We start from the raw sequence: 20,634 nt of genomic DNA, 5'->3' as shown, positions 1-20,634 counted from the left end.
CGACAGCCGACGCCGGGCGGCTCACCCCTGCGGGTGAGCCGGCGGCGTCAGGTGCGCCGGTAGAGCTCGGTGGCCAGGGCGACGGCGGCCGGGGACGCCGGGTGCGGGTCGTCACGCCACCAGGCCAGCCGGACGGCGACCGGCTCGGCGTCCCGGATCGGCCGGTAGGCGACCCCGGGGCGCCGGTACTGGGCGGCGGTCGCCTCCGCGGTCACCCCGACACAGCGGCCGGCGGCGATCGCGGTGAGCCAGTCGTCGACGTCCTGGGTGTGCACGATCGCCGGGCGCGCCCTCTCCGGCCACAGCTCCGGCGTCGTCGTCCCGGTCCGGCGGTCGACCAGCAGGGTCCGCTCGGCGATCTCGGCCATCCGCAGCGAACGGCGGCGAGCCCAGGGGTCGTCGGCCGCGACCGCGCACACGCGCCGCTCCACCCCGACCAGCACGCTGTCGAAGCGCTGTGGGTCCGGCGGCACCCGGAGCACGGCCACGTCGCAGGCGCCCTCGGCGAGGCCGGCGGTGGGGGAGTTGGTGCGCACCAGACGGAGCTCGGTGCCCGGCTGCTGGGTCGCCCAGCGGCGCTGGAAGTCCAGGGTGTGCCGGCCCATCGCGGACCAGGCGTGCCCGATCCGCAGCCGGGCCGCGGTGCCGCCGGCCTCCTCGACCAGCTGGCCGACCTCGGCCAGGACCCGGCGGGCGCGGTCGAGCACCCGCTGCCCGGCGGCGGTGAGCGAGACCTCGCGCGCGGTGCGACGCAGGAGCCGGGTGCCGAGCTCGGCCTCGAGGGCGGCGAGGCCGCGGGACACGGCGGCCTGGGAGACACCCAGCTCGATCGCGGCATCGGTGAAGGTGCCGGTGTCCACGATCGTGACCAGGCACCGCAGGTGCCGCAGCTCGACGCTCATGCGCTCAGCGTATGCATGGGTCGGTGTGTGCATTGTGCGCATGCAGCCGCAGGGATCAGGGTCGACCGGTGACCACCACCCGGCCGACCGACCAGCCCGCGGCGGGAGGGACCGCGCCGGTCGCCGCCCGCCGGGCGAGCCACCTCCCCGGCGGTGACCTGGGAGCGGGCGCCGGCGTGGCGCTGATGTTCGGCAGTGCGCTGGCCAACCAGGTCGGTGCGGCGGTCGGGGCGCTGGCGTTCCCGGTGATCGGAGCGGTCGGGGTGGTGGCCGTGCGGCAGTGGGTCGCCGGGATCGTGCTGGTGGGCGTCGTCCGGCCCCGGCCGTGGCGGCTCACGGCCGCCCAGTGGCGGCCCGTCCTGCTGCTGGCCGTGGTGTTCGCGACGATGAACCTGTCGCTGTACGCGGCCATCGAGCGGATCGGCCTGGGCCTGGCGGTCACGCTGGAGTTCCTCGGCCCGCTCGGTGTGGCGCTGGCGGCCTCGCGGCGGCGGCGCGACCTGGTCTGCGCGCTGGTGGCCCTGGCGGGGGTGGTCGCGCTCAGCCGGCCGCAGCCGACGACCGACCACGCCGGGATCGCGCTGGGCCTGCTGGCCGCCGCCTGCTGGGCCGGCTACATCCTGGTCAACCGGCAGCTGGGTGCCCGGGTGCCCGGCGGCACCGGCCCGGCCACTGCAGCGGGGCTGTCGGCGCTGGTGTTCCTCCCCATCGGCATCGCGGTGCTGGTCGCGCACCCGCCGTCGCTGGTGACCGTGGGGTACGCCGTCACCGCGGGCGTGCTCGCCTCGGCGGTGCCGCTGTTCCTCGACCTGCTGGCGCTGCGCCGGGTGCCCGCCGGCGCCTACGGGGTGTTCATGAGCATCCACCCGGTGATCGCCACCGTGGTCGGCCTGGTGGTGCTGGGCCAGGGGCAGCCCTGGGACGCGTGGCTGGCCATCGCCGCGATCGTCGGCGCCAACGTCGCCGGTCAGCTGCCCGCCCGTCGCCCGGCCGGCTGAGCGCCACCGGCGCCGGCGGCGGCCCGTCAGGCGGACGGCGGCCGGTCGTCGTCCTCGCGGCTCGCCTCGTGACCGGCCTCGCGGCCGTCTTCGTGGGCGGCCTGGGCCTGCTGCTCCGCCCGGCGCTGAGCCCGCAGGGCGTCCTGCTCGCGCCGGCGCCGGATCTCCCGACGGGCCAGGTAGGCGGCCAGCAGGACGGGCCAGACGAACTGGGCCTGGTCGGCGATCCACCGGATCCAGGCCGGGGCCTGCCAGTCCGGCAGGTCCACGTCGGGCAGGTCCACGTCGGGCCAGGGGATCGACGGCAGTTCGACGTCCGGCCACGGGATCGACGGCAGGTCCCAGTCGGGCCAGGGGAGCGCGACGGTCAGCCGGACGGCGAGCAGCCCGAGGAGGAGGGGGAGGACCACCTTGGCCACGCCGCCGGCCGTGGCGACCAGGGCGTACCGGCGGGGGTGCTGCCGGATCCGCTCCTCCCGGAGCGCGGCCGGTGACCCCGGCTCCGGCTCCAGGTCGATCCCGCCGGTGCCGAGCGCCGCGCGCACGGCGGCGCCGTCCGCGGGCGGGTACCAGGTGGCCCGCTTCGGCTTCCCGAGGCCGGTGTACTGGACCGCGACCGAGCCGACGTCCGGCTCCACGTCGGCCGGCTGGTCGTCCGGGCTGGCGTCGTCCTCGCTGACGTCGTCCTCGCCCTCGAGCCGGTCACCCGGCTTGAGCCGCACGGTGTCCTCGCTGGACTTCTTGGCGGCCACCACCTGCCCGTCGACGCGCCACCGCACCGTCCGCGACACGGAACCGGTCGTCTCCACCCGGTGCGCATGCCCCTGCGCCACCAGATCCCAGACCTGGGTCGGGTGCTCGGCCACGGTGCGACGCTAGCGCGGGGGTCCTGCTGGGTCAGTCCTCCGCGGCGGGGACCTTCTTCGCGCGGCTGGGCTGCACCCGCATCGGCTCGCCGGGCATCTTCGGGTAGTCCGGCGGATAGGGCATCTCACCCAGTCCGAGGTCCCGCTCCTGCTGGTCGGCCAGCTCGATCAGCGGGGTGAGGTCGAAGGCGTGGTCGGCGAGGCCGGCGTGCTTGTCACCGACGGCGGCGAAGCGGGCCGGCATGGTGCGGACGTCGAAGTCGAAGGGCGAGACGTCGGGCAGCTCGTCCCACTCGACGGGGGCGCTCACCGGGGCGTGCGGCTTCGGCCGGATCGAGTAGGCGCTGGCGATCGTGCGGTCCCGGGCCATCTGGTTGTAGTCGATGAAGATCTTCTCGCCGCGTTCCTCCTTCCACCAGTTCATCGTGACCCGGTCGGGGATGCGGCGTTCCAGCTCCCGGCCGAACGCGATCACCGCCCGGCGCACCTCGGGGAAGGTCCAGCGCGGTTGGATGGGGACGTAGACGTGCACGCCCCGGCCGCCGGAGGTCTTCGGCCAGCCCTCCATGCCGAACTCGTGCAGCAGCTCGCGCACGTGCGGGGCCACCCACACGGCGTCGGAGAAGTCGGTGCCCGGCTGCGGGTCGAGGTCGATCCGGACCTGGTCGGGGGACTCGACGTCGCCCTTGGACACCGGCCAGGGGTGGAAGGTCAGCGTCCCGAGGTTCGCGCACCAGGCGACGACGGCGACGGAGTCCGGGGCGATCTCGTCCGCGGTCCGGCCGCTGGGGAAGCTGATGTGCGCCGTCGGCACCCAGTCGGGGGCGTTCTTCGGCACCCGCTTCTGGTAGAACGCGTCGCCGGTGTTGTCGACCCGGGTGGAGAGCCGGGCGCCCTCGAACACCCCGCCCGGCCAGCGCTCCAGCGTCGTCGGCCGGTCGCGCAGCGCGAACAGGATGCCCTCGCCGACGGCGACGAAGTACTCCACGACGTCGATCTTGCGGATGCCCTTGTCCCCGAAGTAGGGCTTCTCCGGATTGCTCACCCGCACCTCGTGGCCGTCGAGCTCCAGGACGACGGCGTCCTTGCTGCTGGCCATGAGGCTCCGTTCGGGTCAGGCAGGACCGGGTGCGGGGTCGATCCTGCCCGAGCCGGTCACGCCGGGCAGGTCGCCCCGTCCTGCGGGACGGCGAGGTCGATCAGGTACGCGTTCACCGCCGCCGTCACGCACTCGGTCTTGGGGTAGGCAGTGTGCCCGCTGCCCTGCCAGGTGAGCAGCACCCCGTTCTCCAGGTCCTCCGCGAGGTCGACCGCGCCGGTCAGCGGGGTCACCGGGTCGCCCTGCGTGCCGATGACCAGGATCGGCGCACTGCCCGCGGCGTCCCGCTCGGGCAGGGGCGTGCGCGGGGCCTCCCACGCCGAGCAGGTGTAGAGGCTCAGTGCAGCGTCGGCGCCGAAGAGCGGGTAGCGCGCGTTCCAGTCCGCGGCCAGGGCCTGCACGTCGGAGGCGCTGAACTCCTCGTCGGTGTCGGCGCAGTTCACCGCCAGGTTGGCGTCGACCACGTTGCTGTAGCTGCCGTCGTCGTTGCGGCCGGTGTAGGTGTCCGCCAGGGTCAGGATGCCGGCGGCGTCACCGTTCCGGGCGGCGGCCAGCGACTGGGCCAGCTGCGGCCAGGCCGAGGGCTGGTAGAGGGCCGAGCGGACGCCGCCCAGGATCAGGCCGGGCGTCGCCTGCCGGGTCTCGCCCTCCCGGCTGCTCGGGATCGGGGCCGCGGCGGCCTGGCCCAGCAGCTCGTCGAGGAACGCGCGCGGGTCGGGCCCCAGCGGGCAGCCGCTGATCAGCGACAGGCAGTTGGCGGCGAAGGCGTCGTAGGCCGCCTCGAAGCCCTGCGCCTGCGCCTCGGCCGCCTCCTGCGGGGTGGCGTCGGGGTCGACCGCACCGTCGAGCACCATCGCCCGCACCTGCTCGGGGAACAGCTCGGCGTAGGTGGAGCCCAGCGTGGTGCCGTACGAGTACCCCAGGTAGTTGAGCTGGTCGTCACCGAGGGCCCGCCGGACCAGGTCCAGGTCGCGGGCCGAGTCCACCGTGGAGAAGGCGCCCAGCGCCTCCTGGTACTCCTCGCTGCAGCCGGCCGCGACCTCCTCGACCTGGGTGAACAGGGCGTCCTGCGCGGCGGCGTCGGTGGCCCGCGGGTCGGCCGCGAAGAGCTCGTCCTTCTGCTCGTCGGAGATGCACTCGACCGGGGTGGACAGCCCGGTCCCCCGCGGGTCGAGGCCGACGATGTCGAACTGGTTGACGACCGCGTCGGGGAGGGTCAGCGCCGCCTGGATGGCCGCATCGGCGGCGGACTGCCCAGGGCCACCGGGGTTCACCATCAGCGAGCCGATCGGGTAGGTCTGCCCGGCGAGGCTGGCCCGCACCAGGAACAGCTGCAGGGTCCCGCCCTCGGGGTCCTCGTAGCTGACCGGCACCGTCGTCGTCCCGCAGGAGAAGAGGAGGTCGCGCTCCGAACCGGGGCGCCCGGCGATGATCGGGTCGATCTCGCTGTCGCAGTCGGTCCACTCGATCAGCGGCGCCTCCAGCTCGGCCGGCGGGGCCGCCGAGGAGGAGGAACCGGCCGCGGCCGTCTCCTCCTCTCCCGAGGAGGTGCACCCGGCGAGGGTCAGGGCGAGGGCGAGGAACGCTCCTCCGGCGGTGGCCAGGCGGCGGTGCGCGGTCATGATCGGCAAGGGTAGGAGCCGAACCTGGGAGCGGCAGCCAGGTTCGGCGTGAGGCTGCGCTCAGTCTCCCGCGGACCCGGCTGCCGATGACCCGCCGAGGACCTCGGCGAGGTCGTAGCGGATCGGGACCTCCAGCTGCTCGTAGGTGCACGACCGCGGGTCCCGGTCGGGGCGCCAGCGCAGGAAGTGGCCGGTGTGCCGCAGCCGACTGCCCTCCAGCTGGTCGTACTTGACCTCCACCACCAGCTCGGGCCGCAGCGGCACCCAGGACAGGTCCTTGCCGGCGTTCCAGCGGCTGGTGGCCCCCGGCATCCGGTGCTCGCCGTCGGAGTCCGTCTGGGCGTTCGCCCAGTCCTGCCAGGGGTGCCCGTCCAGCGCCTCGGCCCGGTGGGGGGCCAGCTCCTCGACCAGTTCGGCCCGGCGCTTCATCGAGAAGGACGCCGCGACGCCGATGTGCTGCAGCGCGCCGGCGTCGTCGTAGAGGCCCAGCAGCAGCGAGCCGACCACCGGCCCGCTCTTGTGCCAGCGGAAGCCGGCCACCACGCAGTCCGCCGTCCGGACGTGCTTGACCTTGGTCATCACCCGCTGGTCGGGGGAGTAGGGCTGGTCACCCCGCTTGGCGATGACGCCGTCCAGGCCGGCACCCTCGAACTCGGCGAACCAGCGCTGCCCCACCTCGGCGTCGGAGGTGACCGTGGTGACGTACACCGGCGCCTGCGCACCGGCCAGCGCCTCGCGCAGCCGGGCCTGCCGTTCGGCGAAGGGCGTGGCCAGCAGCGACTCCTCGCCCAGTGCGAGGAGGTCGAACGCGACGAAGGACGCCGGGGTCTCGGTGGCCAGCCGGGTCACCCGGGAGGCGGCGGGGTGGATCCGCTGCAGCAGCGACTCGAAGTCCAGCCGGTCCCCGCGCGGGACGACGATCTCCCCGTCGACCACGCAGCGCTCGGGCAGCTGGGTCTTCACCGCCTCGACGACGTCGGGGAAGTAGCGGGTCAGCGGGCGCTCGTTGCGGCTGCCCAGCTCGACCTCGTCGCCGTCCCGGAAGACGATGCAGCGGAACCCGTCCCACTTCGGCTCGTAGAACCAGCCGTCACCGGTGGGCAGCGTCGCCGCCGGCTTGGCGAGCATCGGCTTGACCGGAGGGCTCACGGGCAGGTCCATGCCGGCCAGTCAAGCAGTCGCCGACGACGCCGGGCAGCCCTTCGGGTCGACCCGCGTGCCCGACCTCAGCGCAGGGCGTACCGGGTGAAGAGGACGCCGTCCTCGTCCAGCACCTGCCGCAGCTGGGCCGGCACGGGGGAGGGCAGGGCGTGCGGCAGCAGGCCGGGGCCGCCGCCGACCAGCAGCGGGGCGATCGACAGGTCCAGCTCGTCGACCACCCCGGCGGCCAGGGCGGCGGTGAACAGCGCCGGACCGCCCTCGCACAGCACCTGCTCGTGACCGCGTCCCGCGAGGGTGTCCAGGGCGGTCGGCAGGTCCACCTCGTCGTCGCCGCAGACCAGCACCTCGACGCCGGCCTGGGTGAGCGCCGCTCGCTGCTCGGCGTCGGCCGCGGCGCAGGTGACCAGCAGGGTCGGCGTGACCGCGGCGGTGACCAGCTGGTCGTCCGGTCGCAGGGACGCCCGCCGGGACACGACCACCACCGGGCAGACGCCCGGGCGGCCGAGCTGCGTGCGCAGCCGGCCGACGGCGGAGTCGGGGAGCACCGGCCGGTAGCCCTCGGCTGCCGCCGTCCCGGCGCCGACCAGGACGGCGTCGGCGAGCGCGCGCAGCGTGCGGAACACCCGCAGGTCGCCGTCCGAGCCCAGGCCGCCACTGCGGCCGTCGACGCTGATCGCGCCGTCGAGCGAGGCCACGAAGTTGACCCGCAGGTGCCGGCCGGCCGGCACCCGGTAGGCGTCGGCCAGCTCGGCAGGGTCGTGCGGGAGCGGCGTCACGCTCAGTGGGTGGCCAGGACGGCGGCGCTCTCCGCCGGCACCGTCACCTGCGCCCCGTCCAGCTCGGGCAGCTCGCCGCTGGCGAACAGCACCTGGGTGGCTGCGGTGTCCAGGTCGATCTCCCGCGGCTGGTCGGACAGGTTGGCGACCACCCGCAACGACCCGCGGTGCACGACCAGCCACCGGTCCGCGTCGTCCCAGTGCACCTGCACCGCGGACAGGTCGGGGTCGACCAGCTCCGGGTGCCGGCGGCGCAGCGCGAGCAGCGCCTTGTGCACGGCGAGCACGTGCGCGTGCGGCTCCTGGTCCAGCTCCGACCAGTCCAGCTTCGAGCGGGTGAAGGTCGCCGGGTCCTGCGGGTCGGGGACCACGGCGGCGTCCCAGCCGTGCTCGGCGAACTCGCCGATCCGGCCCTCGGCGGTGGCCCGGCCCAGTTCCGGCTCCGGGTGGCTGGTGAAGAACTGCCACGGGGTGGCGGCGCCCCACTCCTCGCCCATGAAGAGCATCGGGGTGAACGGACTGGTCAGCACCAGGGTGGCGCCGACGCCGAGCAGCCCGGGGGAGAGCGAGGCGGAGATCCGGTCGCCGACCGCCCGGTTGCCGATCTGGTCGTGGTCCTGCAGGTAGGCGAGGAACTTCCACCCCGGCAGGGCCGCGGTGTCCACCGGGCGGCCGTGGTGCCGCCGGCGGAAGCTGGACCAGTCGCCGGCGTGGAAGAACGCGCCGGTGAGCACCTTCGCCAGCCCGCCGAGCCCGGCCGCCTCGAAGTCGGCGTAGTAGCCCTGCCCCTCCCCGGTCAGCTGGGCGTGCAGGGCGTGGTGGAAGTCGTCGCTCCACTGCGCGTCCAGGCCGGTGCCGCCGGCCACCCGGGGCGTGACCATCCGCGGGTCGTTGAGGTCGCTCTCCGCGATCAGGGTGAGGGGGCGGCCCTCGGCGACCGAGAGCCGGGCGACCTCGGCGGCCATCTCCTCGAGCACGTGCGTGGCCCGCTCGTCGACCAGCGCGTGGACGGCGTCCAGCCGCAGGCCGTCCGCGTGCATGTCGCGCAACCACATCAGGGCGTTGTCCAGCACGTGGCGCCGCACCTCGTCGGAGTCCGGGCCGGAGAGGTTGATCGAGTTGCCCCAGGTGTTCGCCCCCTCGGCGAAGACCGGGAAGAACTCAGGGAGGTAGTTGCCCGACGGGCCCAGGTGGTTGTAGACGACGTCCTGGATGACGCCGAGGCCCCGCTGGTGGCACGCGTCGACGAAGCGCTGGTAGCCCGCGGGCCCGCCGTAGGTCTCCTGGACCGCGTACCAGGCGACGCCGTCGTAGCCCCAGTTGTGCGTGCCGTTGAAGCCGTTGACCGGCAGCAGCTCGACGAAGTCGACGCCCAGGTCGACCAGGTGGTCGAGGTTCCGGATCGCCGCGTCGAAGGTGCCCTCGCGGCTGAAGGTGCCGATGTGCAGCTCGTAGACGACGCCACCGGCGAGCGGGCGCCCGGTCCAGGCGCCGTCGCCCCAGCGGTGCGCGGACGGGTCGAAGCGGCGGGAGAGACCGTGCACGCCGTCGGGCTGGCGGCGGGACCGTGGGTCGGGGCGCGGCGTCGGGTTGTCGTCGAGCAGGTAGCCGTAGTCGGCCTCGGGGGAGGCGGGGACCGTGGCGTGCCACCAGCCGGCGGCGTCCCGCTGCATTTCGTGCACCTCGCCGTCCACCTGCAGGCGGACCCGCGCGGGCAGCGGAGCCCAGACGGTGAACTCGACGGGCTCGGACATGCGGGGGCCTCCAGGGCGGTGCGGGGGACGGGCAGGTCGATCATGCCCGGGCGCCCGGCCGTCAACCGTCGCCGGTGCGCACGTCTGCAGCCGGGCAGCGCCCGGTCCCCGCCACCAGGAGACCGGAGGCGAGGACCGGGGCTGGTCAGTCCCGGACGAGCAGGGCGACCGGCAGCTGGGCGCAGAGCTCGCTCAGCCGGATGCCCCCGGAGTCGGAGACCAGCCGGCTGCCGGTGAGCAGGTCCCGCCAGGCGCCGGTCCGCGAGCCGACGGAGGTGTCGCCCCAGCCGGTCTCGGCCAGGTGCACCGGCCGCCGGGTCGCCACGGTGACCACGCCGCCGCGGTCGAAGGCGACGACGGAGTCGGCCGCCGGACCGCGGGCCGGCACCGGGGTGTACCCCGACCACGCCTCCGGGACGTCCCGGCGGTGCCGCAGCGTCCGGGAGACCACCAGCAGCTTGGCCGCACCGGTCTCGTCGACCGGCGGCACCCAGCCACCGTCCAGCCGGGACAGCAGCTCCCGGCGCAGCCCGTAGTCGACCGGACGCCGGTTGTCCGGGTCGACCAGCGAGAAGTCCCACAGCTCGCTGCCCTGGTACACGTCCGGGACCCCGGGGACGGTCAGCTGCAGCAGCTTCTGCGACAGCGAGTTCGACCAGCCGAAGGGCGCGATCCGCGCCACGAACCGCTCGATCTCCGCGTGCGTGGTGGCGTCGTCGAACGCGGCGTCCACCAGGGCGTGCAGCTGGTCCTCGAACTCCTGCACCGGGTTGGTCCAGGTGGTCGAGGTGCCCGCCTCCCGGGCTGCCTTCTCCACGTAGGCGTGCGCCCGCTCCCGCGACAGCGGCCACGCGCCGACCAGGTTCTGCCACACCAGGTGCGCCAGCGGGCGGTCGGCCAGGGGGTGCCGGCCCAGCCAGCCGCGGACCAGGCCGGCCCACTCGGACGGCACCTCGGCGAGCACGGCCAGCCGGGCCCGGACGTCCTCGCTGCGCTTGGTGTCGTGGGTGGACAGCGTCGTCATCGAGGCCGGCTTGACCTCCTGGCGCCGCTGCTGGGCGGCGTGGAACTCCGCGACCGTCGACCCGAACCGGGCCGGGTCACCGCCCACCTCGTTGAGCGCGACGAAGCGCGACCACCGGTAGTAGGCGCTGTCCTCGACCCCCTTGGCCATCACCGGGCCCGAGGTCTGCTCGAACCGGGTGGCCAGCTCGGTGCCGGCCGAGCCCAGCAGCGGGTGCAGGGCGTCGACGGCGGCGGTGAGGTCGGGCCGGCGGAGCTTCACCGCGGCCACCGTGGCGTCCAGGTGCTCGCGGCCGTCGGGCAGGTAGCTGCGGTAGACCGGGAAGCCGGCCAGCAGCTCGGCCAGCCCCTCGGTGACCTGCTCGGCGTCCACTGCATCGGTGCCCGCCCCCCCGAGCTCACCGACGATCCGGTGCAGCCGGGCCACCTCCGACCCGAGCATCCCGTCGGTGACCTCGCGCTTGCAGTCGTGCACCAGCCGGGCGTAGTCGACCGGGCCGCCGGCCAGCTCGGTGTCCAGCGCGGTGACCGCCGCCTCACCGGCGGGGTCGACCAGCACGTCGTCGACCTCGGCCAGCGCGTCGTACCCCGTCGTCCCGGCCGTCTTCCAGTTCTCCGGCAGCTCTTCCCCGGGCTCGAGGATCTTCTCCACCACGGTCCACCGGTCGCCGGTCGCCTCGGCGAGCAGGTCCAGGTAGCCCTTCGGGTCGGCCAGCCCGTCGGGGTGGTCGATCCGGAGCGCGTCGACGGAGCCGTTCTCGACCAGCTGGACGACGAGCGCGTGCGTGGCCCGGAAGACGTCCCGGTCCTCGACCCGGAGCCCCGCGAGGGTGTTGATCGCGAAGAACCGCCGGTAGTTCAGCTGGTCGTCCGCGCGACGCCAGTCGACCAGCTCGTAGTGCTGCCGGTCGTGCACCTCCTGGGGCGTGCCTCCAGCGGTGCCCGGGGCGACCGGGAAGCGGTTGTCGTAGTAGCGCAGCTCGGGACCGTCGGCGCTCTCCACGACCCGCAGCTCCGCGACGTCGCCTGCGCTGCCCAGCACCGGGATCCGGATCCTGCCCCCGCCGAAGTCCCAGTCGACGTCGAAGGCGTCGGCGTGGGCCGACTCCTTCCCGTGCTGGAGCAGGTCCCACCACCAGCGGGACTCGGCCGGGTCGCTGACCCCCATGTGGTTGGGCACCAGGTCCAGCACCAGGCCGAGCCCGTGCTCGTGCAGCGCGGTCACGAACCGGTCGAGCCCCGCCCGCCCACCGCGCGGCTCGTCGATGTGCGCGTGGTCGACCGTGTCGTAGCCGTGCGTGCTCCCCGCTGCCGAGCGCAGCAGCGGGGAGGAGTACGCGTGGGTCACGCCCAGGTCGGCCAGGTAGCCGGCCACGGCCGCCGCGTCGTCGAGGGTGAAGTCGGCGGTGACCTGCAGCCGGTAGGTGCTGGCCGGCACCTCCCGGCGTCGGCTCTCGGCCGGGTGACTCGCGGCCGGCTGGGTCACGGGGCGGCCTGCAGGACGACGGTGGCGCGCGCCGCGACGGTCAACGTGTCACCGGCCTTCACCACCAGTGGCTCGACCTCGCTCATCTCCGCGGTGTCCACCACGACCGTCCAGCCCTCGGCGTACTCGCTGCTGGGCAGGGTGAACTCGATGTCCTCGTGCCAGGCGTTGAACACCAGGTAGAAGCAGTCGTCGACGACGGGCTCGCCCCGCTCGTCGGTGGACCGGATCCCGTGGCCGTTGAGGTACACGCCGATGGACTTGGCGTAGTGGGCGTCCCAGTCCTCCTCGCTCATCAGCTCACCGGCGTGGGTGAACCAGGCGACGTCCTGGACCGGGTCGCCCTCCGCGCGGCGCACCGGGCGGCCGTGGAAGAACCGCCGACGGCGGAACGTCGGGTGGTCGGTGCGCAGCTTGGTGACCAGCTTGGTGAACTCCAGCAGGCCCTCGTCGACGTCGTCCCAGTCGATCCAGGTGATCTCGGAGTCCTGGCAGTAGCCGTTGTTGTTGCCGCCCTGCGTGCGGCCGAGCTCGTCGCCGTGCAGCAGCATCGGGACGCCCTGGGAGAGCATCAGCGTGGTGATGAAGTTGCGCCGCTGCTGCGCCCGCAGCGCCAGGATCGCGGGGTCCTTGGTCTCGCCCTCGACACCGGAGTTCCAGCTGCGGTTGTGGCTCTCGCCGTCGTTGTTGTCCTCGCCGTTGGCCTCGTTGTGCTTCTCGTTGTAGGAGACCAGGTCGTTCAGCGTGAACCCGTCGTGCGCGGTGACGAAGTTGATGCTGGCCACCGGACGCCGGCCGGAGTGCTGGTAGAGGTCGGCCGAGCCGGTGATCCGGCTGGCGAACTCGCCGATGGTGGCGTTCTCGCCCCGCCAGAAGTCGCGGACGGTGTCGCGGTACTTCCCGTTCCACTCCGTCCACAGCGCCGGGAAGTTGCCGACCTGGTAGCCGCCGTCGCCGATGTCCCACGGCTCGGCGATCAGCTTCACCTGGCTGACGATCGGGTCCTGGTGGCAGAGGTCGAAGAACGCCGACAGTCGGTCGACCTCGTGGAACTGCCGGGCCAGGGACGACGCCAGGTCGAAGCGGAACCCGTCGACGTGCATCTCGGTGACCCAGTAGCGGAGCGAGTCCATGATCAGCTGCAGCGACTGCGGCGTCCGGACGTTGAGCGAGTTCCCGGTGCCCGTGGTGTCCATGTAGTACTGCTTGTCGTCCTCGACCAGCCGGTAGTACGCCGAGTTGTCGATGCCCCGGAAGGACAGCGTCGGGCCCATGTGGTTGCCCTCGGCGGTGTGGTTGTAGACGACGTCCAGGATCACCTCGATGCCCGCCTCGTGCAGGGCCCGGACCATGCCCTTGAACTCCTGCACCTGCTGGCCGTCGGTCTGCTGCGCGTACTCGTTGTGCGGGGCGAAGAAGCCGATCGTGTTGTAGCCCCAGTAGTTGCGCAGGTCCTTCTGCAGCAGGGTGTCGTCCTGCACGAACTGGTGCACCGGCATCAGCTCGATCGCGGTGATCCCGAGCTCCAGCAGGTGCTCGATGATCGCCGGGTGGGCGACGCCGGCATAGGTGCCGCGCAGGTCCTCGGGGATCCGCGGATGGGTCATCGTCAGGCCCTTGACGTGCGCCTCGTAGATGACCGTCTTGTTGTACGGCGTCTTCGGCGGACGGTCCACGCCCCAGTCGAAGTAGGGGTTGATCACGACGGACTTCGGCATGTGCGCCGCCGAGTCGTCGTCGTTCTTGGCGCCGGTCGCGAAGTGGTAGCCGAACACCGCCTCGTCCCAGTCGACCTGGCCGTCGATGGCCTTGGCGTACGGGTCGAGCAGCAGCTTGTTCGGGTTGCAGCGGTGCCCCTGCTCGGGGTCGTGCGGGCCGTACACGCGGAAGCCGTAGCGCTGGCCGGGCTGGACGCCGGGGAGGAAGGCGTGCCAGACGTAGGCGTCCATCTCGGGGAGCCGGATGCGCTCCTCGTTGCCTGCATCGTCGAACAGGCACAGCTCGATCTTCTCGGCCACCTCGCTGAAGATCGCGAAGTTGGTGCCGGTGCCGTCGTAGGTCGCCCCGAGGGGATATGCGGAACCGGGCCACACCTGGGTGGTCATGAGAGTTCGTCCTCCTGAGCTGGTCGCCCCTGGGCTCGGGGCGGGGGCGCGGGTCGTCACGGCTGAACCGGTGGGTTCGTCGTCGGATGCCCGCGTGACGGCCTCCGCACACCTGTGACGCGCAGGACACGGTCGGCGTTCGGAGGCCGATCGCGAGCGGTCCTCGGACTGAGTCTGCCAAGGCGGGTCCACCCACCCGCGCCGTACCGACCCGCCGGGCCGACCCGAGGGGCCCGGCGCACGGGTGCGGCAGGGTCTGCGCCGGGCCCGGCCGGGCGCAGCAACCCGGCGCCGCCGACCTCGCCCGGTGACCCGGGTGGCACTGGCGGCGACCGGTGCTGCTCGCTCCTGCGGGCGCTGACGGTAGGGGTCCACCGGCGCGTCGACAAGGCCCCACGGCGGCGGTGACCCGATCTCCCGTCCCACGCGGCCCATGCGGCCCAGCCGGACGCCGGTCACGCCCGGGACGGCGCTCGGGCCCGTTCTGTCACAGGCCCGTCGTACCGTCGTCGGCGTGCGTGCATCCACCGACATCCGGCCCACCCAGGGGCGGTTCCGTGTCGTCAGCGAGTTCCAGCCCTCCGGCGACCAGCCCACGGCGATCAAGGCCCTCGCCGAGCGGGTGAACGCCGGCGAGCAGGACACCGTCCTGCTCGGCGCCACCGGCACCGGCAAGTCGGCCACCACCGCCTGGCTGATCGAGCAGGTGCAGCGCCCGACCCTGGTGATGGCGCCGAACAAGACGCTGGCCGCGCAGCTGGCCAACGAGTTCAAGGAGCTGATGCCCGACGCCGCCGTCGAGTACTTCGTCTCCTACTACGACTACTACCAGCCCGAGGCCTACGTCCCGCAGACCGACACCTACATCGAGAAGGACTCCTCGGTCAACGACGAGGTCGAGCGGCTGCGGCACTCCGCCACGAACAGCCTGCTCACCCGGCGCGACGTGGTGGTCGTCTCCACGGTCTCCTGCATCTACGGCCTGGGCACGCCCGAGGAGTACGTCGAACGGGCGCTGAAGATCAAGGTGGGGGAGGAGCGCGACCGCGACGAGCTGCTGCGCACCCTGGTCACCGAGCAGTACACCCGCAACGACCTCGCCTTCACCCGCGGCACGTTCCGGGTCCGGGGCGACACCATCGAGGTGTTCCCGGTCTACGAGGAGCTCGCCTGCCGGATCGAGATGTTCGGCGACGAGGTCGAGCGGCTGTACTACCTGCACCCGTTGACCGGCGAGGTCATCCGCGAGGTCGACGAGCTCTTCGTCTTCCCCGCCACCCACTACGTCGCCGGTCCCGAGCGCATGGAGCGGGCCATCGGTGGCATCGAGGCCGAGCTCGAGCAACGGCTGGCCGAGCTGGACAAGCAGGGCAAGCTGCTGGAGGCCCAGCGGCTGCGCATGCGCACCACCTACGACATCGAGATGATGCGACAGGTCGGGTTCTGCTCGGGCATCGAGAACTACTCCCGGCACATCGACGGCCGGGCGCCCGGCAGCGCCGGCGCGTGCCTGATCGACTACTTCCCCGACGACTTCCTGCTCGTCATCGACGAGTCGCACGTGACGGTGCCGCAGATCGGTGGCATGTACGAGGGCGACATGAGCCGCAAGCGCACGCTGGTCGAGCACGGCTTCCGGCTGCCCTCGGCGATGGACAACCGCCCGCTGCGCTGGGAGGAGTTCACCGACCGCATCAAGCAGACCGTCTACCTCTCGGCGACCCCGGGCCACTACGAGCTCGGCCGGGTCCAGGGTGACGTGGTGGAGCAGGTGATCCGCCCGACCGGGCTGGTCGACCCGGAGGTCGTCGTCAAGCCGACCAAGGGGCAGATCGACGACCTGGTCCACGAGATCCGGCTGCGCACGGAGAAGGACGAGCGGATCCTGGTCACCACGCTGACCAAGAAGATGTCCGAGGACCTCACCGACTACCTGCTCGAGCTCGGCATCAAGGTCCGCTACCTGCACTCGGAGGTCGACACGCTGCGCCGGGTCGAGCTGCTGCGGGAGCTGCGGCAGGGCGAGTACGACGTGCTGGTCGGCATCAACCTGCTGCGCGAGGGCCTCGACCTGCCCGAGGTGTCGCTGGTGGCGATCCTCGACGCGGACAAGGAGGGCTTCCTCCGCTCGGGCACCTCGCTGATCCAGACCATCGGCCGGGCCGCGCGCAACGTCTCCGGCCAGGTGCACATGTACGCCGACAAGATCACCCCGTCGATGGCGCAGGCGATCGACGAGACCAGCCGGCGGCGCGAGAAGCAGATCGCCTACAACACCGAGCACGGCGTCGACCCGCAGCCGCTGCGCAAGAAGATCGTCGACATCCTCGACGGCATCTACAAGGCCGCCGAGGACGCCGAGGACATGACGTCGACCGAGCTGCTGGGCGGTTCGGGGCGGCAGCAGTCGCGGGGCAAGTCGCCGGTGCCGGGACTGTCGTCGCGGAGCAAGGCGAAGGCCGGGTCGATCGACGTCCAGGGGCTGCCGCGCAACGAGCTCGCCGACATGATCACCTCGATGAACGAGCAGATGCTGGCCGCGGCCCGTGAGCTGCAGTTCGAGGTGGCGGCCCGGCTGCGCGACGAGCTCACTGAGCTGAAGAAGGAGCTGCGGCAGTTCGACGCCGCACACGCCTGAGGCCGGACCAGCCGGCCCCGCGCCGCCGGGATCGGGATCGGGGAAGAAACTCCGCACAGCGGGAACTCCCCGGCGCCCCTGGGCGTTTCGCTCTGCGGGTCCTCACCGGGGTGGCTGTCGGCTGCCCCGTGACCGGACCCGACGCGGAGGGGAGTATCCCGGCACGGCACCGTCGTCAACACGGGGTCCGATGACCCCCGGCGCTGCTGGCCGACCCGTGACTCGGGTCGGTGGGAGAGACCTCCGGTACTGACACCTGCCAGCACCGGAGGAATGTGCATGGACGTCCCCCTGTGGGTCTGGGCGATCACCGTCGCGGCGATCGTCGGGATGCTCGTCTTCGACTTCTACGGCCACGTGCGCACGCCGCACGCGCCGACCCTGAAGGAATCCGCGACGTGGTCGGCGGTCTACGTCGCGATCGCCCTGCTGTTCGGTCTGGTGGTGCTCGTCGTCTGGGGCGGCACCTATGGCGGTGAGTACTTCGCCGGCTGGGTCACCGAGAAGAGCCTCTCGGTCGACAACCTGTTCGTCTTCGTGCTGATCATGGCGAGCTTCGCCGTGCCGCGTGAGCTGCAGCAGAAGGTCCTGCTGTTCGGCATCGCCTTCGCGCTGGTGCTGCGGACGATCTTCATCTTCCTCGGGGCTGCGGCCATCGAGAACTTCAGCTGGGTCTTCTACATCTTCGGCGGGTTCCTCATCTGGACCGCGATCGCCCAGGCCCGCAGCGGTGGGCACGACGACGACGAGGAGTTCGAGGAGAACGCGGTCCTGCGGCTGACCCGCAAGGTGCTCCCGACGACGGAGGAGTACCACTCCGACCGCCTGATCACCAAGATCAACGGCAAGCGGTTCATCACCCCCCTGATGATCGCGCTGATCGCCATCGGCAGCGCCGACATCCTCTTCGCGGTCGACTCGATCCCGGCGATCTTCGGTCTCACCCAGGAGACCTACCTGGTCTTCACCGCGAACGCGTTCGCCCTGCTGGGCCTGCGCCAGCTCTTCTTCCTCATCGACGGCCTGCTCGACAAGCTCGTGTACCTGGCCTACGGCCTCTCGATCATCCTCGGGTTCATCGGCATCAAGCTGCTGATCCACGCCCTGCACGAGAACACGCTGCCGTTCCTCAACGGCGGTGAGCACGTGACGCTGATCCCGGAGATCCCGACCTGGCTGTCGCTGCTGGTCATCCTGGTCACCCTCTTGGTGACCACCTGGGCCAGCCTGCGGAAGAACAAGAAGGACGCGGCGCGGCGCGAGCAGCGCGACGCCGGTGAGCCCGCCGCCGACAGCACCGGACGGCACATCGGGGCGCCGGGCGATCCGGACGCCGACACGACCGACACGCCGGCTGACCCGCGTGGGGTGCCGGTCAGCCGACCGGAGTCGCGTACCGACTGACCACAGGCGCGGCCCCGGGGACGACGACCGTCGTCCCCGGGGCCCTCCGGCGGGCAACCGCGCACCATCCGCCAGACGCCCACCCGGCGCGCCCTGTCTGGCCGGGTGCTGGCTGCAACCAACTTGTACAGTCCCGCCCGTGGAGCTCCCCGTCTGGTTCGAGATCTCGACGTTCGTGGGGCTGACCGTCCTGCTGCTCGCCGACCTCGCCCTCGTCGTCCGTCGTCCGCACGAGCCCTCCGTGAAGGAGGCGACCCTGTGGGTGGTCTTCTACGTGGGTCTGGCGCTGGCCTTCGGCGGGATCGTCCTGGCCGTGACCAACGGCCAGTTCGCCACGGAGTTCTACGCCGGCTGGCTGACCGAGTACTCGCTCTCGGTCGACAACCTCTTCGTCTTCGTGATCATCATGGCCCGCTTCCGGGTGCCCCGGAAGCTCCAGCAAGAGGTCCTGATGGTCGGGATCATCATCGCGCTGGTGCTCCGTGGCCTCTTCATCCTGGCCGGCGCCGCCGTCATCGAGCGGTTCATCTGGGTCTTCTTCCTCTTCGGCGCCTTCCTCGTCTACACCGCGATCAACCTGGTCCGGCACCGCGAGGAGGACGAGGACTACGAGGAGAACGGGCTCATCCGCCGGATGCGCAAGGTCCTCCCGATGACCCAGGACTTCCACGACAGCAAGATCCGGGTCGTCGAGAACGGCAAGAAGCTGTGGACGCCGATGATCGTGGTGTTCCTCGCGCTGGGCACGACCGACCTGCTCTTCGCGCTGGACAGCATCCCGGCCATCTTCGGCCTGACCCGCGAGCCGTTCATCGTCTTCACCGCGAACATCTTCGCGCTGATGGGACTGCGTCAGCTGTACTTCCTGCTCGGCGGGCTGCTCAAGCGACTGGTCTACCTGTCGCTGGGGCTGGCCGTGATCCTCGCCTTCATCGGCGTCAAGCTGATCCTCGAGGCGCTGCACGAGAACCAGTACCCCTTCGCCGGTGAGCGCGAGCCGCTGGAGAGCATCCCGGCGATCCCGACCTGGCTGTCCCTCACGGTGATCCTGGTGGTCCTGCTCGTCGCCACCGTGGCCAGCCTGATCAAGACCCGCGGCGAGGTGCCCGACGCCGAGGGCGCGGCGATCGACCCGGCCGCCACCGACATCGGCGAGCCCGGTCGGGCCGACGCGCTCACCGAGGACGAGCGGCGCGCGCAGGCCGCCACCGGCGAGGACCAGATCCGCAGGAGCTGAGCCGGACGGCGATTCGGTCGGCCGAGGACGCGGCCGTCCGCCACGAGGACGTCGGCGGTGGCCGCGGGGCTGCCCGTGCCGTCGAACACCTGACCACCGGAGGACACCCGCCGTGTCACCCCACTCGCACTGGCGATCCGTCCGTGGGCTGCACGCCGTGCGATCGGGGAGGGGCGGGCCAGCGCGTGGTTGGCTGCCGGTCATGAGCCCCCCGACGGACGCCGGTCGCATCGCCGGCCTGGTCGGGATCCTCTTCGGCCTCGCCGGCATGGGCAGTGCTGCGGTCGCGGTCACGCTGCCGGCCATCGCCGCCGACCTCGACCTGACCACCGGCGGCGTCTCCTGGGTGATCAGCCTCTACGCGCTGATGCTGGCCGTGGCGACCGCCGTGTACGGCCGGGTCGCCGACCTGGCCGGCATCCGGCTGCCGCTGGTCGTCGGCGTGGCCCTGATGACCGCCGGTGCGGTGCTCGGCGGCCTGGCCCCCAGCTACCCGGTGTTGCTGGGGGCCCGCATCCTCCAGGGCCTGGGTGCGGCTGCCGTCCCGGTGCTCGGCATGGCGATCGTCAGCGCGCGGTACGAGGGAGCCGTGCGCACCGCCGCGCTGGGCAAGGTCGCCGGCACCGCGGCAGCGGTCAGCGCCCTGGGGCCGTTGGTCGGTGGGCTGGTCGCCGACGTCGCCGGCTGGCGGGCGGTCGTGGTGCTGCCGGCGCTCGGGCTGCTGGTGGTGCCGGTGCTGTGGCGCTCGGTCCCCTCCGTGGGCACCGGTGCCCGGCTGGACGTGCTGGGCGCGGTCCTGGTCGCCGGCACCGCCGCCGGCCTGGTCCTGCTCGTGCAGTCCCCTGCCTCCGGGGTGGTGATCGCGGCTGTCGGTGCCGCACTGCTGGGGCTGGGCATCCCGGCGGTCGCCGCGCAGGTGCGCCGCCGGCCGGAGGGCTTCCTGCCCACGGCCGTCCTCCGGGAGCCGGTGGTGGTCCGCAGCGCGCTCGCCGCCTCCGCCGTCCCGGCCGCCTGGTTCGCGCTGCTCATCGCCGTCCCCGCCGTGCTGGCGGGCGAGGGGTGGACGCCGCTGCACATCGGCCTGGCGCTGGTGCCCAGCGCGGTCACCGGCTTCCTCGCCCCGCGGCTGGCCGGCCCGCTGCTGGCCCGGCTCGGCCCCGCCCGGTCGCTGGCCATCTCCGGGGTCATCGCGACCGTCGCGCTGCTGGTCGCTGCTCTCGGCGCCACGGCTGGTTCCGCCCCCGGCCTGGTGACGGCCGTCGTCCTGGTGACGGTCGCCTTCGGGCTCGGCCAGCCGGCGCTGATGGCCGCGGTCGGCGGCGCTGTTCCCGACGAGGTGCGTGGCGTCGCGCTCGGCATCGCCACCCTGGTCTTCCTGGTCGGCGGCGGGGTGGGCTCGGCGGTGGTCGGCGGTGCGGGCGAGGTGCTCGGGCTGGACCGCAGTCTGCTGCTGCTCGCCGTGCTGCCGATGTTCGGTGCGCTGGGCCTGGTCCGCAGCATCCGGGCCGAACGGCGCGACCCGGGAGCACTCACCCCTTAGCAGGGCTCATCATCTGCGCCGCC

General features: G+C 72.6%; 14 protein-coding genes. 5 read left to right on the top strand and 9 right to left on the bottom strand.

Annotation, left to right across the window (positions count from 1 at the left end; all coding sequences use genetic code 11):
* Positions 1-47 precede the first annotated feature (47 nt).
* A complete protein-coding gene (locus tag O2V61_RS19915; protein WP_269185005.1) occupies positions 48-902 on the bottom strand; it encodes a LysR family transcriptional regulator in 855 nt (284 codons plus the stop codon).
* A gap of 68 nt (positions 903-970) precedes the next feature.
* On the opposite strand from O2V61_RS19915, the gene O2V61_RS19910 reads away from it, so the two are divergent.
* Positions 971-1,900, top strand: coding sequence for an EamA family transporter (locus O2V61_RS19910; RefSeq protein WP_269185004.1), 930 nt, complete (start codon positions 971-973; stop codon positions 1,898-1,900).
* 26 nt (positions 1,901-1,926) lie between these two features.
* Here O2V61_RS19910 and O2V61_RS19905 read toward each other — a convergent pair whose 3' ends face one another.
* The 8 genes from O2V61_RS19905 to glgX form a co-directional block, all read right to left on the bottom strand.
* Positions 1,927-2,766, bottom strand: coding sequence for a hypothetical protein (locus O2V61_RS19905; protein WP_269185003.1), 840 nt, complete (start codon positions 2,764-2,766; stop codon positions 1,927-1,929).
* A 31-nt stretch (positions 2,767-2,797) separates the two neighbouring features.
* Positions 2,798-3,865, bottom strand: coding sequence for a DNA polymerase domain-containing protein (locus O2V61_RS19900; RefSeq protein WP_269185002.1), 1,068 nt, complete (start codon positions 3,863-3,865; stop codon positions 2,798-2,800).
* 56 nt (positions 3,866-3,921) lie between these two features.
* Positions 3,922-5,487, bottom strand: a complete 1,566-nt coding sequence (locus O2V61_RS19895; RefSeq protein ID WP_269185001.1) for an alpha/beta hydrolase — start codon at positions 5,485-5,487, stop codon at positions 3,922-3,924.
* Positions 5,488-5,547: 60 nt separating this feature from the next.
* Positions 5,548-6,648 (bottom strand): ATP-dependent DNA ligase, encoded by a 1,101-nt coding sequence (locus O2V61_RS19890; RefSeq protein WP_269185000.1) that lies wholly within the window; start codon positions 6,646-6,648, stop codon positions 5,548-5,550.
* Positions 6,649-6,713: 65 nt separating this feature from the next.
* Entirely contained in the window at positions 6,714-7,424 is a 711-nt protein-coding gene (locus O2V61_RS19885) for a dihydrofolate reductase family protein (protein WP_269184999.1), read from the bottom strand.
* A gap of 2 nt (positions 7,425-7,426) precedes the next feature.
* Positions 7,427-9,178 (bottom strand): malto-oligosyltrehalose trehalohydrolase, encoded by a 1,752-nt coding sequence (gene treZ, locus O2V61_RS19880; protein ID WP_269184998.1) that lies wholly within the window; start codon positions 9,176-9,178, stop codon positions 7,427-7,429.
* A gap of 145 nt (positions 9,179-9,323) precedes the next feature.
* On the bottom strand, positions 9,324-11,687 hold the full coding sequence (gene treY / locus O2V61_RS19875; RefSeq protein ID WP_269184997.1) for a malto-oligosyltrehalose synthase: 2,364 nt from the start codon (positions 11,685-11,687) through the stop codon (positions 9,324-9,326).
* Positions 11,684-13,792 carry a glycogen debranching protein GlgX gene (gene glgX / locus O2V61_RS19870; RefSeq protein ID WP_269184996.1) on the bottom strand — a complete coding sequence of 703 codons (2,109 nt, stop codon included), beginning with the start codon at positions 13,790-13,792 and terminating at the stop codon, positions 11,684-11,686. The genes treY and glgX overlap by 4 nt, the downstream gene beginning before the upstream one ends.
* 514 nt (positions 13,793-14,306) lie before the next feature.
* Here glgX and uvrB point away from each other — a divergent pair.
* The 4 genes from uvrB (at position 14,307) to O2V61_RS19850 (ending at position 20,611) form a co-directional block, all read left to right on the top strand.
* Positions 14,307-16,430 carry an excinuclease ABC subunit UvrB gene (gene uvrB / locus O2V61_RS19865; RefSeq protein WP_269184995.1) on the top strand — a complete coding sequence of 708 codons (2,124 nt, stop codon included), beginning with the start codon at positions 14,307-14,309 and terminating at the stop codon, positions 16,428-16,430.
* 279 nt (positions 16,431-16,709) lie between these two features.
* A complete protein-coding gene (locus O2V61_RS19860; RefSeq protein WP_269184994.1) occupies positions 16,710-17,834 on the top strand; it encodes a TerC family protein in 1,125 nt (374 codons plus the stop codon).
* A 139-nt stretch (positions 17,835-17,973) separates the two neighbouring features.
* Positions 17,974-19,071 carry a TerC family protein gene (locus tag O2V61_RS19855; RefSeq protein WP_269184993.1) on the top strand — a complete coding sequence of 366 codons (1,098 nt, stop codon included), beginning with the start codon at positions 17,974-17,976 and terminating at the stop codon, positions 19,069-19,071.
* Between the two features lie 202 nt (positions 19,072-19,273).
* On the top strand, positions 19,274-20,611 hold the full coding sequence (locus O2V61_RS19850) for an MFS transporter (protein ID WP_269184992.1): 1,338 nt from the start codon (positions 19,274-19,276) through the stop codon (positions 20,609-20,611).
* Positions 20,612-20,634: the final 23 nt, after the last annotated feature.

This window comes from Modestobacter sp. VKM Ac-2985 (genome assembly GCF_026967925.1).
In the GTDB taxonomy this organism is placed as follows: domain Bacteria; phylum Actinomycetota; class Actinomycetes; order Mycobacteriales; family Geodermatophilaceae; genus Modestobacter.
Note: the sequence above shows the minus strand (reverse complement) of the source record. Positions and strands in the feature narration are given on the sequence as shown.

Coding starts and splice junctions, on each gene's coding strand:
- O2V61_RS19915 (WP_269185005.1), bottom strand. CDS start 902: ATGAGCGTCGAGCTGCGGCACCTGCGGTGCCTGGTCACGATCGTGGAC.
- O2V61_RS19860 (WP_269184994.1), top strand. CDS start 16,710: ATGGACGTCCCCCTGTGGGTCTGGGCGATCACCGTCGCGGCGATCGTC.
- O2V61_RS19850 (WP_269184992.1), top strand. CDS start 19,274: ATGAGCCCCCCGACGGACGCCGGTCGCATCGCCGGCCTGGTCGGGATC.
- treZ (WP_269184998.1), bottom strand. CDS start 9,178: ATGTCCGAGCCCGTCGAGTTCACCGTCTGGGCTCCGCTGCCCGCGCGG.
- glgX (WP_269184996.1), bottom strand. CDS start 13,792: ATGACCACCCAGGTGTGGCCCGGTTCCGCATATCCCCTCGGGGCGACC.
- O2V61_RS19900 (WP_269185002.1), bottom strand. CDS start 3,865: ATGGCCAGCAGCAAGGACGCCGTCGTCCTGGAGCTCGACGGCCACGAG.
- O2V61_RS19890 (WP_269185000.1), bottom strand. CDS start 6,648: ATGGACCTGCCCGTGAGCCCTCCGGTCAAGCCGATGCTCGCCAAGCCG.
- O2V61_RS19895 (WP_269185001.1), bottom strand. CDS start 5,487: ATGACCGCGCACCGCCGCCTGGCCACCGCCGGAGGAGCGTTCCTCGCC.